This window comes from Pseudomonas sp. No.21 (genome assembly GCF_054558415.1).
Window position 1 is genome coordinate 148,748 of sequence record NZ_BAAJNO010000013.1, and the last position, 15,360, is coordinate 164,107.

Annotated in this window: 12 protein-coding genes; 2 read left to right on the plus strand and 10 right to left on the minus strand. The window is 69.3% G+C overall.

Going from position 1 to position 15,360, the window contains the following annotated elements:
• Positions 1–155: 155 nt before the first annotated feature.
• Positions 156–950 carry a substrate-binding periplasmic protein gene (locus ACYJSS_RS25250; protein WP_111264698.1) on the plus strand — a complete coding sequence of 265 codons (795 nt, stop codon included), beginning with the start codon at positions 156–158 and terminating at the stop codon, positions 948–950.
• 21 nt (positions 951–971) lie between these two features.
• Here ACYJSS_RS25250 and ACYJSS_RS25255 read toward each other — a convergent pair whose 3' ends face one another.
• The 8 genes from ACYJSS_RS25255 to pqqA form a co-directional block, all read right to left on the minus strand.
• Positions 972–2,651 carry a PAS domain-containing hybrid sensor histidine kinase/response regulator gene (locus ACYJSS_RS25255; protein ID WP_236205682.1) on the minus strand — a complete coding sequence of 560 codons (1,680 nt, stop codon included), beginning with the start codon at positions 2,649–2,651 and terminating at the stop codon, positions 972–974.
• The gene (gene ercA, locus ACYJSS_RS25260) at positions 2,635–3,798 is read right to left on the minus strand and encodes an alcohol dehydrogenase-like regulatory protein ErcA (protein WP_021222620.1); all 1,164 of its coding nucleotides are present in this window, start codon (positions 3,796–3,798) and stop codon (positions 2,635–2,637) included. Before ercA ends, ACYJSS_RS25255 begins: the two co-directional genes overlap by 17 nt.
• A 137-nt stretch (positions 3,799–3,935) precedes the next feature.
• On the minus strand, positions 3,936–5,792 hold the full coding sequence (locus ACYJSS_RS25265; RefSeq protein ID WP_236205681.1) for an alpha/beta hydrolase family protein: 1,857 nt from the start codon (positions 5,790–5,792) through the stop codon (positions 3,936–3,938).
• A 24-nt stretch (positions 5,793–5,816) separates the two neighbouring features.
• Positions 5,817–6,980, minus strand: a complete 1,164-nt coding sequence (gene pqqE, locus ACYJSS_RS25270) for a pyrroloquinoline quinone biosynthesis protein PqqE (protein WP_236205680.1) — start codon at positions 6,978–6,980, stop codon at positions 5,817–5,819.
• On the minus strand, positions 6,952–7,230 hold the full coding sequence (gene pqqD / locus ACYJSS_RS25275; RefSeq protein ID WP_043241947.1) for a pyrroloquinoline quinone biosynthesis peptide chaperone PqqD: 279 nt from the start codon (positions 7,228–7,230) through the stop codon (positions 6,952–6,954). The genes pqqE and pqqD overlap by 29 nt, the downstream gene beginning before the upstream one ends.
• A complete protein-coding gene (gene pqqC / locus ACYJSS_RS25280; RefSeq protein ID WP_021222616.1) occupies positions 7,227–7,979 on the minus strand; it encodes a pyrroloquinoline-quinone synthase PqqC in 753 nt (250 codons plus the stop codon). The genes pqqD and pqqC overlap by 4 nt, the downstream gene beginning before the upstream one ends.
• 29 nt (positions 7,980–8,008) lie before the next feature.
• Positions 8,009–8,923 carry a pyrroloquinoline quinone biosynthesis protein PqqB gene (pqqB, locus tag ACYJSS_RS25285; RefSeq protein ID WP_236205679.1) on the minus strand — a complete coding sequence of 305 codons (915 nt, stop codon included), beginning with the start codon at positions 8,921–8,923 and terminating at the stop codon, positions 8,009–8,011.
• Positions 8,924–8,967: 44 nt separating this feature from the next.
• Complete coding sequence (gene pqqA, locus ACYJSS_RS25290) at positions 8,968–9,039, minus strand: pyrroloquinoline quinone precursor peptide PqqA (protein WP_003243383.1); 72 nt, start codon at positions 9,037–9,039, stop codon at positions 8,968–8,970.
• Positions 9,040–9,447: 408 nt separating this feature from the next.
• On the opposite strand from pqqA, the gene ACYJSS_RS25295 reads away from it, so the two are divergent.
• Complete coding sequence (locus ACYJSS_RS25295; protein WP_236205678.1) at positions 9,448–11,400, plus strand: sigma-54-dependent Fis family transcriptional regulator; 1,953 nt, start codon at positions 9,448–9,450, stop codon at positions 11,398–11,400.
• 63 nt (positions 11,401–11,463) lie between these two features.
• Here the strand turns inward: ACYJSS_RS25295 and aldA are convergent, their stop codons facing one another.
• Positions 11,464–12,900 (minus strand): aldehyde dehydrogenase, encoded by a 1,437-nt coding sequence (aldA, locus tag ACYJSS_RS25300; RefSeq protein WP_236205677.1) that lies wholly within the window; start codon positions 12,898–12,900, stop codon positions 11,464–11,466.
• A 59-nt stretch (positions 12,901–12,959) separates the two neighbouring features.
• Positions 12,960–15,128 carry a PQQ-dependent dehydrogenase, methanol/ethanol family gene (locus ACYJSS_RS25305; RefSeq protein ID WP_236205676.1) on the minus strand — a complete coding sequence of 723 codons (2,169 nt, stop codon included), beginning with the start codon at positions 15,126–15,128 and terminating at the stop codon, positions 12,960–12,962.
• Between the last annotated feature and the right edge of the window lie 232 nt (positions 15,129–15,360).

The following is a 15,360-nucleotide window of genomic DNA, read 5'->3' on the forward strand; positions in this document are numbered from 1 at the left end:
CCGCTCATCCGACGGCACGCCCCATTCCTGACCGGGTTCTCAAGTTCGCCCAAGGAGCGGAGACGGCGCTTTGCCATCCTGTTAAAAGGCGCCCGCCAACCTGGGCCCCAAGGCCTGACTACACTTCCCGGGCGCCTGCCTGAAACCGAGCCACCATGTCGCCGATCCCGTTCATCGCCTGCACCCTCACCTGTCTCCTCACCCTCCAGGTACAGGCGGCCGAGCCCGGGAAACTGGTGTTCTGCTACGAGGACCAGGACTCCTGGCCCTGGGTGATGCTCGACGACAAGGGCCTCAACCAGGTGCTGTTCGATCATGTGCAACAGGCGCTGAAGCTGAAGATCGAACGCCAGCCGATGCCCTGGAAGCGTTGTCTCGATGGCCTCGCCCGGGGTCAGTACGACGGCGCCTTCGCCGCCGCGTTCAAGGCCGAGCGCCAGGTCATGGGCCATTACCCGTACCGCGCCGACGGCTCGCTGGACAACGGCAAGCGCCTGCACAGCGCCTCCTACTCCCTCTACCGCCTGCGCGGCAGCCAGGCCGACTGGGACGGCAAGGCCTTCAGCGGCGTCCGTGGCCGCGTCGCCTCGCTCAGCGGGTTTTCCATCATCGATTTACTCAAGGCCCACGGCCTGGACGTGGAAGAAACCAGCCGCGACCCGCTGGCCCTGCTGCGCATGCTCCACGGCCACCGTTTCGAGACCGCCGCCATGCAGACCCTGCGCGCCGACCAGCTCCTGGCCAGCCACCCGGACCTCGGCCAGGACATCGAGAAACGCCCCGTGCCGCTGGAGCAGAAGGACTATTACCTGATGCTGTCGAACCGCCTGGTGGACGAGCGCCCCGCCCTCGCCCAGGCCATCTGGGACGAGATCGCCCGCCAGCGTGAATCGGCCGACTACCAGGCCCGGCTCAGGCAGGTACTGGCCGACACCCCGCACGGCAACTGACCGGCCGGGGCCCGCTCGGGATCAGAGCAGCAACTGGCTCAGCACCGCGCGCAGCTTGCCGGGCTTGACCGGCTTGTTCAGCAGCGGCGCACCGAGGGCCTGGAGGTTGCGCCGGCACTCGTCACTGCGGTCGGCGGTGATCATCACCGCCGGGATCGCCCGGTCGAACTGAGCGCGCAACGCCTGCACCACCTCGCAGCCGGTCACGCCGTGATCGAGGTGGTAGTCCGCCAGGATCGCCTCCGGCGCGACGCCGCCCAGGTTGCCCAGGGCGCTCTCCAGGTCGGGTGCGGTCACCACCTCGCAACCCCACTGCCCCAGCAGCGCGGCCATGCTGTGGAGGATGCTCGCCTCGTTGTCCAGTACCAGCAGGCGCCGGCCCGGCAGCGGGTCGCCGGTGACCGGGCGCGGCGGCCGCTCCTCGCGGCGCGCGGGCAGCCCCTCCGCCAGCGGCACCTCGATGGAAAACACCGAACCGCGCCCCGGTTGCGAGCGCACGCCGATGGGGCAGCCGAGGATGCCGGCGATGCGGTCGACGATGGCCAGCCCCAGGCCCACGCCCTTGCGCTCGGCGGCGCGGCCCCGGTCCAGCTGGTTGAATTCGAGGAAGATCGCCTGCAACTGGTCCGCCGGAATGCCCCGCCCGCTGTCCCACACTTCCAGCCGCACCCGGTCGCCCCGGCGCCGGCAGCCGAGCAGCACGCGGCCACGCTCGGTGTAGCGGCAGGCGTTGCTGAGGAAGTTGCGCAGGATGCGCGTCAGCAGGCGGATATCGGTGCTCACCGCCAGCCCCCTGGGAATGCGCACGCGCAGTTGCAGCCCGGCGGACTGGGCGACGCTCTGGAACTCCGAGGCCAGCGGCGCCAGCAGCTCGTCCAGGCGGTAGGCGTCGATGTCCGGGCGGATCGCGCTCTGGTCCAGCTTGGAGATTTCCAGCAGGTCGGTGAGCAGGTCCTCGGCACCTTCCAGGGCCAGGTGGGTGCGCTCCACCAGCAGTTGCTCGGCGCCGGGCAGGCTGCGCTCGCGCAGGGTCGAGACCAGCAGCCGCGCCGCGTTCAGCGGCTGCAGCAGGTCGTGGCTGGCGGCGGCCAGGTACTTGTCCTTGCTCTGGTTGGCGGCCTCGGCGGCGTCCCGCGCCTCGCGCAGTTGGCCGTTGAGGGTCTGCAGCTCCAGGGTGCGCGCCGCCACCCGCTGCTCCAGCTCGTCGTTGAGGGTCTGCAGGCGCTGCTGGGCGAGGATGCGTTCGGTGATGTCGGCGACGAAGCCTTCGAACAGCCCCTCCTCGTCCGGCTTCAGCAACAGGTTCATCAGCACGTCCACATGGCTGCCATCCTGGCGACGCAGGCGCGTCTCGTAGCCGAACAGCCCCTGCTGGCGCTGCAGCTCGGCGCGGATATGCACCAGCTCCGCCTCGCCACCGACGAACAGGTGGCTGGCCAGATCGGTCAGCGACCACAGCAGCTGCTCCGGCGAGTCGTAGCCGAGCATCCGCGCCAGCGCCGGGTTGGCCGCGCGCAGGCCCTCCTGCAGGCTGGCCTGGAAGATGCCGTGCACCGCGTGCTCGAACAGCCACTTGTAGCGGTTGCGCTCGGTCTCCAGCTCCTCCAGGCGGCTCAGCAGCTCGGGGTAATGGCTCTTGCGCGCCGAGTGGCTGCCCAGCCCGAGCAGCGCCTGGCGCTGCTCCTCAGAGGGCCTCGGCATACACCACCTCGACATCCCGCTGGCTGGACTCGCGCGGGTTGGTGAGGATGCAGGGGTCCTCCATCGCATGGCGCGACAGGAAGGGGATGTCGGAGGTGGAAACGCCGTGCAGCTTCAGCGTCTCGTGGAAGCCCACCGACTGCTTGAAGGCGATCAGGTGCTCCACCAGGCGCTGGCGGATCTGGTTGTGGTTGAGCCCGCGCACGTCGATGCCCAGGGTCTCCGCCACCATGCGGAAGCGCTCCGGCGCGGCGCTGTAGTTGAAGGCCACCACATGCTCCACCAGCGCCGCGTTGCACATGCCGTGGGGCAGGTCGAGGAAGCCGCCGAGGCTGTGGGACATGGCGTGCACCGCCCCGAGGATGGCGTTGGAGAAGGCCAGCCCCGCCTGCATGCTGCCGAGCATGATCTTCTCGCGCAGGGCGATGTCGTTTGGCGTGGCGATCATCTGCACCAGGTTGCCGTTGATCAGGCGCATGGCCTCCAGCGCGTGGGTATCGGTGAGCGGCCCGCTGCCGGTGGACACGAAGGCCTCGATGGCGTGCACCAGCGCGTCGATGCCGGTACAGGCGGAGAGGAAGGGGTCCATGCTCAGGGTGGTTTCCGGGTCGATCAGCGACACGTCCGGCACCACCGCCTTGCTGACGATGGAGAACTTCATGCGCTCGGCCTGGTTGGAGATGATCACGAACTGCGACACGTCCGCCGAGGTGCCGGCGGTGGTGGGGATGAGGATCAAGGGCGGGCTCGGCACGCGGATGGTGTCCACCCCCTCGAACTCGAGGATGCAGCGGTTGTGGGCGACCATGATGCCGATGCCCTTGGCGCAATCCATCGGGCTGCCGCCGCCCACGGCGACTATCACGTTGCATCCCTCGCTGCGGTAGAAATCCGCCCCCAGGCGCACCTCCTCCACGCGCGGGTTGGGCGAGACCTGGGTGAACAGGCAGTAGTCGATGCCCTGGGCCTGCAGGCTGGCCTCCACATCGGCGACCCAGCCGGCGGCCAGCACGCCCGGGTCGGACACCACCAGCACCTTGCGCGCCCCGAAGGTGCTCGCATAGTTGCCGACGTTATGCCGGCAGCCGGCGCCGAAGATGATTTCGGGGGACACGAATTTACGCAGTTGGCTGATGTCGTGGCGCATGAATCCGCCTGATCGTTCTTGTTATGGAATGGGAAGCAGACTACTGGAATCAGGGACGTTTTCAATCCGACCAATGGGTGCCAGCCGATTGCGAGTCGCCCGCTTCAGTGCTTGAGAGCCCCCACTCTACGACGTGATCAGAGCAGCCGTCGGTAGAACCCGTACTCCGCCTCCAGGGCGTGGGCGAGGTTGGCGGCCTGGCGGAAGCCGTGGCCTTCGTCGGGGTAGAGGTGCACCTCCACCTCGCGGCCCCGCTGGCGCAGGGCGTCGACCATGGAACAGGTCTGCGCGGGGACGACCACGGCGTCGCGGCCGCCCTGGAAGAAGATCAGCGGCGCCTCGATGTCATCCAGGCGCTGCAGCGGGGTGCGCTGGCGGTAGCGCTCGGCATCGAGGTCGGGGTCGCCGATCAGCCAGTCGAGGTAGTCGGCCTCGAACTTGTGGGTGACCCGGCGCAGCGCCAGCGGGTCGCTGACCCCGTAGAGGCTGGCGCCGCCGCGGAAGGTGCGGCCCTCGGCCAGGGCCAGCAAGGCGCTGTAGCCGCCGGCGCTGCCGCCACGGATGAAGGCCCGTGCGCCGTCGATGCGCCCGGCGGCGGCCAGGTGGGCGACCGCCGCGCAGGCGTCCTCCACCTCGATGCGCCCCCACTCGCCGCGCAGGCGCTGGCGGTAGGCGCGGCCGTAGCCGCTGCTGCCCCGGTAGTTGAGGTCGAGCACGGCGAAACCACGCTGGGTCCAGAACTGGATGCGCGGGTCGAACTGCGGGTAGCAGGCGGACGTCGGCCCACCGTGCATGAACACCAGCAATGGCGGGCGCTCGTCGGCCGGGCCGCGCACCTCGGCCTGGCGTGGTGGGTAGAAGAAGCCATGGGCGCGCTCGCCCTGGCCGCTGTCGAAGCCCAGGGGCTCGGGGCGTGACAGCTGCGCCTCGCCCAGCGTTTGCTCGCCGCCGGCCAGTACCTCGACGCGACCGTCCACGCGGTCGATGCCGATCACCGCCGGCAGCCGGTCCGGCGCCGTGGCGATGGCATAGAAATGGGCCTCGTCGGCTGCCAGGGCGCGGAAGCGGCTGAAAGCGTCGGCCAGGCGCCGCTCCCCGCCCCCGCCCTGCTCCGCCAGCACGCCGAAGCCCTGCTCGAAGCGGCTCGACAGCACCCCACCCGCCTCCAGCGGCAACCAGGTGCAGGCACCCAGTTGCCAGGGCGCGGCGGCGTGGTCAGCCGCCTCGAAGCCCGTCATGGGCTGCCAGCCGGAGGCGGCCTCCTCCCAGGGCTGCCACCAGCCGTGGCGATCGCTCAGGCACAGCAGGCGACCGTCGACGGTGAAACGGGGCTGTTGCAGGGACTCGTCGCCCCCGTTGCCCGCCACCCGCCGCGGGGCCTGCCAGGTGCCGTCGTCGTCACGCAGGGCCACGCACAGGCGGGTCGCGGTCCAGGGCTGCTCGGGTCGGTTCCACTCGATCCAGGCCAGGCGGCTCCCGCAAGCGTCCAGGGTCGGCGCGGCGTAGAAGTCAGCGCCTTCGGCCACCACCCTGCGTGCGCCATCGGCCAGGGCGATGCTCACCAGGCGGTTGCGCACCGCCTCACCGCCGTGCCGCTCTTCCACCGCCAGCAACGCCTCACCCCTGGCGTCGAACTGCAGGTCGCCGAAGCGGCTGCCGGGCTGCCGCGTCAGTGGCCGGGGTGCGCCGTCGAGGCGCTGGAGATAAAGCTGCTGGTCCGCCTCGTTGACGAAGGCGACGCCCTCGGCGGTGGCACAGAAGGCACCGCCGCCGTACTCGTGCACCCGGCTGCGCAGGGAGAATCCGGATGGTGTCAGGCAGCGCGCTTCGCCGTCGCGCCACAGCCACAGCGTGGTGCGCGCGTCCGCCGGGTCGAAAAGCGTCCATAGCAGGCCGTGGGCGCAGCGCTTCAGCTCGGCGAAGTCACGGCTGGCGCCTGCCGCATCGAGGGCGCTGAAGGCGCTGGGCCAGGTGCCGTAGGGGGCGATGGGCATCGGGATTCCTCCTGCGGCGAAGGCTCAGGCCTTGGCGATCAGCTGCGCATTGCCCGGGTTGCGGAACACCAGTTCGCCCATCCCCCGTGGCGCCTCCTCGGCCTGGCGGCGGGCGTCGAGGATGATGCCGTGGTGCGCCGACTTGCTGCACACCGGGTCGGCGTTGGCGGCATCCCCGGTGAGCATGAAGGCCTGGCAGCGGCAGCCGCCGAAGTCGCGGTCCTTCTCGTCGCAGGAGCGGCACGGCTCGGGCATCCAGGCATCGCCCCGGAAGCGGTTGAAGCCGAAGGAGTCCTGCCAGATGTGGTGGATGCTGTGCTCGCGCACGTTGGGGAACTGCACCGGCAGCTGCCGGGCGCTGTGGCAGGGCAGCGCGGTGCCGTCGGGGGTGATGTCGAGGAACAGGTTGCCCCAGCCGTTCATGCAGGCCTTGGGGCGCTCCTCGTAGTAGTCCGGGGTGACGAAGATCAGCTTGCAGGGGTGGTTCTCGGCCGCCAGCCTCTCGCGGTAGGCATTGGTGATGGCCTCGGCGCGTTCCAGTTGTTCGCGGGTCGGCAGCAGGCCGGCACGGTTCAGCTCGGCCCAGCCGTAGAACTGGCAGGTGGCGAGCTCGACGAAGTCCGCCTCCAGCTCCAGGCACAGGTCGATGATGCGTTCGATGTTGTCGATGTTGTGCCGGTGGGTGACGAAGTTGAGCACCATCGGGTAGCCCGCCGCTTTCACCGCCCGGGCCATGGCCAGCTTCTGGGCGAAGGCCTTGCGCGAGCCGGCCAGCAGGTTGTTCACCTCCTCGTCGGCGGCCTGGAAACTGATCTGGATATGATCCAGCCCCGCCTCGGCGAACTCGGCGATGCGCGCCTCGGTGAGGCCGATGCCGGAGGTGATCAGGTTGGTGTAGTAGCCCATGCCGCGTGCCGCGCGGATCAGCTCGGCCAGGTCCTGGCGAACCAGCGGCTCGCCGCCGGAGAAGCCCAGCTGCGCCGCGCCCAGCTCACGGGCCTGGCGGAACACCTCGATCCACTCGGTGGTGGACAGCTCCGCGCCCTGGCGGTCGAAGTCCAGGGGATTGGAGCAGTACGGGCACTGCAACGGGCAGCGGTACGTCAGCTCGGCCAGCAGCCACAACGGCGGGCCGGGCTGGCTGGCCGTGCGGGGCGGTTCAACGCAGCTCGATCCAGAACTGTGCACTGGCCACCTCCATAAACGCGAGGATGTCCTCGTCCACCCCCGGCACATCGGGGAAGCGCCCGGTGAGGTCGTCGATGATGGCGGCGACGCTGCGCTGGCCGTCGATCAGCTTGAGGATTTCGCTGGCGCTCTCGTTGAGCTTGATCATGCCTTCCGGGTAGAGCAGCACATGGCAGCCCTGGGCCGGCTCGAACTGGAAGCGGAAGCCCCGGCGCAGTTGCGGGGTCTTCGATTGCAGCACCTCGCTCATTGCCCCAGCCCCCTGTGCCAGACCCGCTCGCGGGTCACCGTGTGGTACGGCGGGCGCTCCAGCTCGTAGGCCATGCTCATGGCATCGAGCATGCTCCACAGCACATCGAGCTTGAACTGCAGGATCTCCAGCATGCGCTGTTGGGCCTCGACCGTGCGGTAGTGCGCGAGGGTGATGCGCAGGCCGTGCTCCACGTCGCGCCGGGCCTGGGACAGGCGCGAGCGGAAGTAGTCGTAGCCGGCCGGGTCGATCCAGGGGTAGTGGGTGGGCCAGGCGTCGAGGCGCGACTGGTGGATCTGCGGCGCGAAGAGTTCGGTCAGCGAGCTGCTCGCCGCCTCCTGCCAGCTGGCGCGGCGGGCGAAGTTGACGTAGGCGTCCACGGCGAAGCGCACGCCCGGCAGCACCAGTTCCTGGGACAGCACCTGCTCACGGTCCAGCCCCACCGCCTCGGCGAGCCGCAGCCAGGCCTCGATCCCACCCGCCTCGCCCGGCGCGCCGTCGTGGTCCTGGATGCGCTGGATCCACTCGCGGCGGGTGTCGCGGTCCGGGCAGTTGGCGAGGATCGCCGCATCCTTCAGCGGGATGCACACCTGGTAGTAGAAGCGGTTGGCCACCCAGCCCTGGATCTGCTCGCGGCTGGCGCGACCCTGGTACATCGCCACATGGAAGGGATGGTGGATGTGGTAGTAGGCGCCCTTGGCGCGCAGCGCCTGTTCGAATTGCTCGGGACTCATGGCGGTCTGTTGCATGGACAGCTCCTCGTTGTTCGGGCCGGCGCTCAGAGGCGGATGGCCATGCCATCGCGGGCCACTTCGATGCCGCGCGCGTCCAGTTCGGCGCGCTCGGCGGAATCGGCATCGAGGATGGGGTTGGTGTTGTTGATGTGGATGAGCACCCGGCGCTTGTCCGGCAGGCCGTCGAGCACCTCCAGCATGCCGCCTGGGCCGCTCTGCGGCAGGTGGCCCATCTCGCTGCCGAGCTTGTCGCCCACCTCGCACACGCGCATCTCGTCGTCACGCCACAGGGTGCCGTCCACCAGCAGGCAATCGGCGCGGCGCATCCAGCCCAGCAGCGCCTCGTCCACCTGCCCCAGGCCCGGCGCGTAGAACAGCGAGCCGCCGGTGCGCAGGTCCTCGACGAACAGGCCGATGTTGTCGCCCGGGTGCGGGTTGCCCCGGTGCGGCGAATAGGGCGGCGCGCTGCTGCGCAGGGCGATGGCGGTGAAGCGCAGCCCCGGGCAGGCGGGGATGGTGAAGGGCTCGCCGTCCAGGGCGATGGGGTTCCAGGCCAGGCCGCCATTCCAGTGCTGCAGCATGGTGAATAGTGGGAAGCCGCTGGTCAGGTCCTGGTGGACCATCTCCGTGCACCACACCGAATGCGGGCAGCCCTCACGCAGGGTCAGCAGGCCGGTGACGTGGTCGATCTGGCTGTCCATCAGCAGCACGGCGGCGATGGCCGTGTCGCGCAGGCGCCGGGCCGGCTGCAACGCCGGGAAGGCCTCGATCTGCGCGCGAATGTCGGGGGAGGCGTTGCACAGCACCCAGTTGACCCCGTCATCGCTCAGGGCGATGGAGGACTGGGTGCGCGCCTCGGCGTTGAGGGTGCCGGCGCGCAGGCCGGCACAGTTGCGGCAGTTGCAGTTCCACTGCGGAAAGCCCCCGCCGGCGGCGGAGCCGAGAATCTGGATATGCATGGGAACCCCTGTCGGGAAGCCCCGGCGGACCGGGGCAAGGACGATCAGCGGTTGGCGAAGTACATGGTCACTTCGAAGCCAATGCGCAGGTCGGTATAGGCGGGTTTAGTCCACATGGGTCGATCCTCTTCTTATGGCGCCGGAGAATTCCGGCAGGTTTGAGTTAACCACCAGGCCCGATACCCCCGAATGCTACTTTCGAACGAGTTCCGGTCCTGATTTGGTAGCGTGCGTGCGACAGCTGTGCGCCCGCCCGCTACAGCTGTCGCATCGCTGCGACGGCTGCCCATGCGCCCCGCACGGCAGGGCCCGGCGACGAGGCGCCCTGGGCCGGGCCTTGCAGCGGCGACTGAAGCTTTCGGCATGTGCCTTGCTGTATCCAGGCCACCTCCGACGGATGGATAACGGCGGGCGGCAGCCCTGCGGTCTATGGTTGGAGCGTCCGGCCGGGCTGCCGGTTCGACAAAAACAACAAGACGCCGAGGTGCGCCCCCAGGGGCCGCCAACGACCAACGGGAGTGCCTATGACCTTGCCTGCCTCGGAGACCAGCGCCAGCGAACTCGCGGCCTTCGTCGACCACCACTTCCCCGGGCGCGGCATCCGCCCCGACGGGCTGATCGCCCAGTCCTGGTACCGCAGCGTCACCCAGCACCGCCTCGACCCGAGCGGGCGTGGCGAGAAGAACATCCTCACCGCCGCCGAGATCCGCCAGCACCAGGCCCAGCATCAGGAATACCTGGCCATCGCCAGCCAGGGCGTCACCGGCCTCGCCCGCCGCGTGGTGCAGGCCGGCTTCGCGGTGCTGCTCAGCGACGAGGACGGCATCACCCTGGATGCCCGCCTGCCCGCCGAGCGCGACCGCTACACCCAGTCCGGCCTGATCGTCGGCGCCCGCTGGGACGAGTCCGTGGTCGGCACCAACGGCATCGGCACCGCCCTGGCGGCCGGCCAGGCGCTGACCATCCACCGCCAGGAACACTTCCTCGCGGCCAACGCACGGCTGAGCTGCTCGGTGTCGCCGATCTTCGACCCCCAGGGCCGGCTGCGCGGCTGCCTCAACGCCACCTGCCTGAACAGCGACGGGCCCAAGGAGGCGCAGTACCTGACCCTGCAACTGGTGATCCTGTACGCGCGGCTGATCGAGAACGCCCACTTCCGCCAGAGCTACCGCGACCGCCTGACCCTGTCCATCAAGCCCCGCGACGACATCACCGACCTGGCCAACGAACAGTTGCTGGCCCTCGACGAACAGGGCCGGGTGATCGGCGCCAACCGCGCCGCCTTCGTCGCCCATGAAGAAGACCCGGGCAGCGCCCTGCTCGGCCGGCGCATCGACAGCCTGCTGCCGGCCAACGTCGACGAGTTGCTCAGCCTCACCAGCGGCGGCGCCCGTGGCGTGCGCCTGCGCGCCCTGCAGGGCGAGGCGCTGGTGGACGTCGGCCTGCGCATTCCCGCCGGGCACCTGCGCCCGGCCACGCCCGCTCCGCAGGTGCGCACAGCGGCCAGCGAGCACCCCAATCTGGAACGCCTCGGCGGCAGCGACCCACAGTTGCAGCAAGGCGTGCGGCGCATCCGCAAGGTGATCGACAAGGGCATCCCCATCCTCATCACCGGCGAGACCGGCACCGGCAAGGAGGCCTTCGCCCGCGCCATCCACCAGGCCAGCGCCCGCCGTGCCGGGCCCTTCGTCGCACTCAACTGCGCGGCGATCCCGGAGACGCTGATCGAGAGCGAACTGTTCGGCTACCGCGGCGGCAGCTTCACCGGCGCCAGCAAGAAGGGCATGAAGGGCAAGCTGGAGCTGGCCAACGGCGGCACCCTGTTCCTCGACGAGATCGGCGACATGCCCGCCCACCTGCAGACGCGCCTGCTGCGCGTGCTGGCCGAGCGCGAGCTCTTCCCCCTGGGCGCCGAGGCACCGGTGCCGCTGGATGTGCAGGTGGTGTCCGCCACCCACCAGGACCTGGCCGGAATGATCCAGGCCAAGCTGTTCCGCGAGGACCTGTTCTACCGCCTCAGCGGCATGACCCTCTCCCTGCCGGCCCTGCGCGAACGCAGCGACCGCGCCGAGCTGATCGAGGCCCTGCTCGCGGCCCAGCCCGGCGCCGAGGGGCTGCGCCTGGACGAGGCGGCCCGCCAGCGCCTGCTCGCCCATCCCTGGCCGGGCAATATCCGCCAGTTGCTCAATGCCCTGCGCTACGCGGTGGCCCTGGCCGAGGATGGCGTGATCGACTGCGATTGCCTGCCCGCCGAACTGCATCAGACCGCCCTCCCCATTCCGCTCGCGCCCCGCGTCGAAGCGCCCGCCAGCCTCGCCGACCAGTTGGGCGACGACGAGGCCCGCCACCTGCTGGCCACCCTGCGCCAGCACCGCTGGAACATCAGCGCGGCGGCCGACGCCAGCGGCATTTCCCGCTCCACGCTGTACCGCAAGATGAAGAAACACGGCATCGTCCAGCCCAATGAAATGTTCTGACCCGTAGGGGCGAATTCATTCGCGATCAGGCGTGACGGCGAACACCACCGCCACGCCCGCCCCTCACGCCTGGATGTACACCACGTGGGTGTGGGTGAACTCGTACAGCCCGTGCTTGCCGTCCGCGCCACCGATGCCGGATTTGCGCGTGCCGGCGTGGAAGCCCTGCATGGCCTCGAAGTTCTCGCGATTGACGTAGGTCTCGCCGAAGTCGATCTCGCGGCTGGCCTTGAGTGCCGCACCGAGGCTGCGGGTGTAGATGGACGAGGTCAGGCCGTACTCGCTGTCGTTGGCCAGGGCGATGGCTTCGTCGAGGTCGTCGACGATCTGGATCGGCAGCACCGGGCCGAAGATCTCCTTGCGCATGATCTCCATGTCCGCCTTGCAGCCGGCCAGCACCGTGGGCTGGTAGTGGAAGCCCTTGCTCTTGTCGGCCACCGCGCCGCCGGTGACCACCTGGGCGCCCTGGCCCTGGGCGGTGCGCACCATCTGCGCGACCTTGTCGAGGCCGGCCTGGTTGATCAGCGGGCCCATGTCCAGCTCGGCGTCCTCCGAGGGGTCGCCATAGCGTGTGGCGGCCATGGCCGAGGCGATCTTGTCGATGAAGGCGTCGGCCACCTTGCGCTCGACATAGACGCGCTCGGCGCAGTTGCACACCTGCCCGGTGTTGATCACCCGCGAGGCGGTGATGGCGCTCACCGCCAGGTCCAGGTCGGCGTCGGCGAGGACGATGGCCGGGGCCTTGCCGCCCAGCTCCAGGTTGAGCTTGGTGATGTTCGGCGCGGCGGCGGCCATGATCCGCGCGCCGGTGCCGACGCTGCCGGTGAAGCTGATCAGGTCCACGCCCGCGTGGCTGGTGAGGCTGTGGCCAACGCTGGCGCCACGCCCGCCAACGACGTTGAACACGCCGCTGGGCAGGTCCGTCTCGGCCACCAGGCGGGCGAATTCGTAGCAGTTGATCGGCGTTTCTTCGCTGGGCTTGATGACGATGGTGTTGCCGGTCAGCAGGGCCGGCGCCATCTTCCGGGCGATGAGGAAGAAGGGGAAGTTCCACGGCAGGATGCCGGCCACCACGCCCAGCGGCTTGCGCAGCAGGAACACGTGTTCGTTGACCCGGTCGCTGGTCAGCACCTCGCCTTCCAGGCGCCGCGCCCACTCGGCCATGTAGTCCAGGTAGTCGGCGGTGAAGTTGACCTCCACCAGCGCCAGCGCCGGCACCTTGCCCTGCTCGCGGGTGATGATCCGCGCCAGGCGCTCGGCATTGGCGCGCACCTTGGTGGCGATCTGGCGCAGGTAGCCGGCGCGCTCGATGGCCGGCTTCGCGGCCCAGGCCTTCTGCGCGCCACGGGCGGCGGCGATGGCGCGCTCCACCTGCTCGCTGGGGGATTCCGGCACCCGCGCCAGCAGCTCGGCGTTGGCCGGGTTGTGCACCTCGATGTGCTGGTCGCTGCCGACGAAGGCGTTGGCGATGTAGTTCTGGTAGAGGGGGGTCTCGGTCATGGTCGCTCTCGCTTACTTTCAGGGAGTGGAACGGGCGGGCATCCGGCCCGCCCGGCGGATCACTTGGCGCTGAAGCGCTTCCAGGCGTCGCCTTCCTGCTTGAGGTCATGGGCGCGCTTGATCAGGTACTGGTGGATCTGCTCGACCTCGGCGGCGTTGAACGCCTCGGCGAAGGACGGCATGCCGTCGGGCACGCGACCGCCGTAGAGGATGCCGAGGAACATCTGGTGCTTCTCGGTCGTCAGCTTGCGCAGGTCCGGCAGCACGCCGCCGCTCACCGCGTGGATGCCGTGGCACTGGGAGCAGTGGCCGTCGTAGAGCTTGGCGCCGACCTCGACGTCCGCAGCGCTGGCGGTCAGTGGCGGCGGCTGCGGGGCGTCGGCCGGCGGTGCCGGCTCCTGCAGCTTGGCGGTGCCGCCGAGCTTGTAGGTCAGCACCTGGGAGAAGGGCTGCACGCCGGCGCGCAGGGACAGGGCCCCGGCGAAGGTGGAAAAGGCGCCACCCCAGCCCGCCATGAAGGTCACGTACTGCTCGCCGTCGACGCTGTAGGTCACAGGTGCCGCCATCACGCCGCTGGCGGCGGGCTGCTCCCAGAGCTTCTTGCCGCTGTCGGCGGCGTAGGCGATCACCCGGCCATCGGCGCTGCCCTCGAACACCAGATTGCCCGCGGTGCTCAGGGTGCCGCCGTTGAAGATGGTGACGTAGGGCACCTCCCAGACCGGCTCCTGTTTCACCGGGTCCCAGGCGATCAGCTTGCCGGACCAGGTCTTGGCCATTTCCAGCAGGCCGTCCGGGCCCTCGGGCATCATCCCGGTCTTCAGGCCCAGCTGGTACATGCTCTTGAACGGGTTGCGCCTGGGCGCATCCGGGATGTGCTCGTAGTAGGCCGACATGATGTGCGCCGGGATGTACACCAGCCCGGTGTTGGGGTTGTAGGACATCGGGTGCCAGTCATGGGCGCCCCAGAAGGCCGGGGTCACCAGGTTGCGCTTGCCGTTCTTCCAGTAGGCGGCGTTCTCCTCATCGACGATGGGCCGGCCGGTCTTCATGTCCATGCCCTTGGTCCAGTTCTGCGGCACGATGCCCTTGGCCGAGAGCAGCTCGCCGGTGGCGCGGTCGATGACGTAGAAGAAGCCGTTCTTCGGCGCCTGCATCAGCACCTTGCGCTGCTTACCCTCGATGGGCAGCTCGGCGAGGATCATGTGCTGGGTGGCGGTGAAGTCCCAGGCGTCGCCGGGGGTGGTCTGGTAGTGCCAGGCGTATTCGCCGGTGTCGGCATTGACCGCGACTATGGAGGACAGGAACAGGTTGTCGCCCTTGGCCTGACTGCGCCATTTCGGGTCCCACAGCGAACCGTTGCCGACGCCGATGTAGAGCAGGTTCAGCTCCGGGTCGAAGGCGAAGGAGTCCCAGGCGGTGCCGCCGCCCCCCTGTTCGACGAAGGCGTCGCCGAACCAGGTCTTCTGGGCGATCTCCATGGCCTTGTCTTCCGGTGGCAGCTTGGGGTCGCCCGGTACGGTGAAGAAGCGCCAGGCCTGCTTGCCGGTCTCGGCGTCGTAGGCGGTGACGTAGCCGCGCACGCCGAACTCGGCGCCGCCGTTGCCGATGATCACCTTGCCGTTCACCACGCGCGGCGCACCGGTGATGGTGTAGCTGCGCTTCTTGTCGTTGCGCGTGTCCACCGACCAGACGCGCTTGCCGGTCTTGGCATCGATGGCCTCCAGGCGGCCGTCGAGCACGCCGACGTAGATCTTGTCCTTCCACACCGCCACGCCACGGTTCACCGCGTCGCAGCAGGCCTCGCCGGCGCGGTTGCGGTCCGATTGCGGGTCGTACCTCCACAGCAGCTTGCCGTTGCGGGCGTCCAGCGCGTAGACCACCGAGAACGGCCCGGTGGTGTACATCACCCCGTCCACCACGATGGGCGTGGCTTCCACGCCGCGGTCCAGGTCGAGCTTGTAGCTCCAGGCCAGGCCGAGCTTGCCGACGTTGTTGTCGTTGATGGTCTTCAGCGGGCTGTAGCGCTGCTCGTCGTAGGTGCGCCCGTGGCTCATCCAGTTACCGGGCTCCTGGTCGGCGGCGATGATGCGCTTGCCGTCCACGTCGGCCGCCCACGCGGCCGAGGAACAGGCCACGCCCAGGGCGATGGCGGCGATCAGGTGCTTGAAGGTCGAGGCGGCGGGCGGCGGCTCCCAGCCTCCGCTGCATTGCAGGCCAATGTGCTTCATCAATGGGTCTCCGATTCTTATTAGGGCCGCAGCCTCGCGCCACGGTCCCAGCCCTGTCGCAATGGCTGTGCCAGCGTTGCGCTGGATGGCTGCAGGGCCCGTGGCAGATGGGTTTGGCGAGGGTGACGGCGCCAGCGTGATGAAGTGGAGACGCGTGCAACTGTCGCAGGCGCAGGACAGGCGCAGCGAGAGGTGGAACAGCTGTGTCAGGGCCGTGGGAGCAACCCGTGGC